1 pseudogene is annotated in these 435 nt (G+C 53.8%); it reads left to right on the top strand.

Going from position 1 to position 435, the window contains the following annotated elements:
* A pseudogene (locus tag JUJ53_RS18050) lies at positions 1 to 435 on the top strand (ISKra4 family transposase); the annotation flags it as partial.

Below are 435 nucleotides of genomic sequence, written 5' to 3' on the forward strand. Positions count from 1 at the left end.
TTTTTTTGTCCACCAACGGGCTTATCCAGCACGAGGACGTCACCGCCGATTGAAGAGCTTGGTTGGAATCCTTAAGATTCGACAAAGCCAGGCGGAGCAATTGGGGGTGAAGGCTTACAGTCGCCTTAGTGGTGGACTAGAGAAGGCCAGTTTACGCCTAAGTGCCAACGAATCGTTTCAGAACGCTGAAGCTGACATCGCATCGCTGACCGGGATGAGGATAGGACACTCGACTCAACAACGCTTGGTGGGACGTCAGTCGTTCGAGTGTTGCGAGGCGAAACAAGGCGTCAGTGAAGTCAGCCTGGATGGGGGCAAAGTCCGTCTGCGTGACCTGGGAGAGTCCGATAGCCCGTGGCGGGATTACAAAGCGGTGAGGGTGCAAGGGATCTACTACAACGCCTTCTTCCAGGACAATGACAGCTTGATTGATTA

The sequence above is a fragment of the Leptolyngbya sp. CCY15150 genome, from assembly GCF_016888135.1.
In the GTDB taxonomy this organism is placed as follows: Bacteria; Cyanobacteriota; Cyanobacteriia; order RECH01; family RECH01; genus RECH01.